Source organism: Vibrio sp. 1249-1 (assembly GCF_033340495.1).
Map to the genome: position 1 here is coordinate 1 of NZ_JAWOWJ010001079.1, position 538 is coordinate 538.

The window sequence follows — 538 nt, forward strand, 5'->3', positions numbered from 1 at the left end:
TTCCACTCGTGTCGGATGCCACTTGTCGTCAGGCGGGTGGAAACTACACCACTGTTGGGGAAGTGGCATTCTGTGCAGGCGTGCCGCAAGGTGGGATAGATTCATGTCAGGGTGACAGCGGTGGCCCAATCGTTATTAATCGCGGCAGTGCGATTACCCAACTTGGCGTAGTTAGCTGGGGAATAGGGTGTGCACGTCCGGGTATGTACGGCGTGTACAGTGATATTGCAGCATTGCGCAGTTTTGTGGATGGCGTCATCGGCACTTCAACTCCTCCGAAAGATAACGTTTCTGTTGGTTACACTGCTAATCAAACGTTGCCAGCGTTTAATGTTGGCGAACTCAAGCAGCATGGATTTATGATTAGTAATTCGGGAAATACTGCATTCACTGTCGAAAATGTACGCATTGGCGGCTCAGGAGTGACTGATGCAGCACTGATTGCCAACGATCAATGCTCTCAAACAACGTTAGCTGCAAATACGAGCTGTCGTGTGGATGTGGAGTTTGGCGCATCACAAGCGGGTGAAGCTAGAGT

At 50.6% G+C, this 538-nt stretch carries 1 protein-coding gene; it reads left to right on the forward strand.

From position 1 onward, the window contains the following. Nucleotides 1–538, forward strand: a 538-nt coding sequence (locus R7Z50_RS30570; RefSeq protein WP_318150160.1) for a trypsin-like serine protease, incomplete at both ends; no start/stop codon positions are given.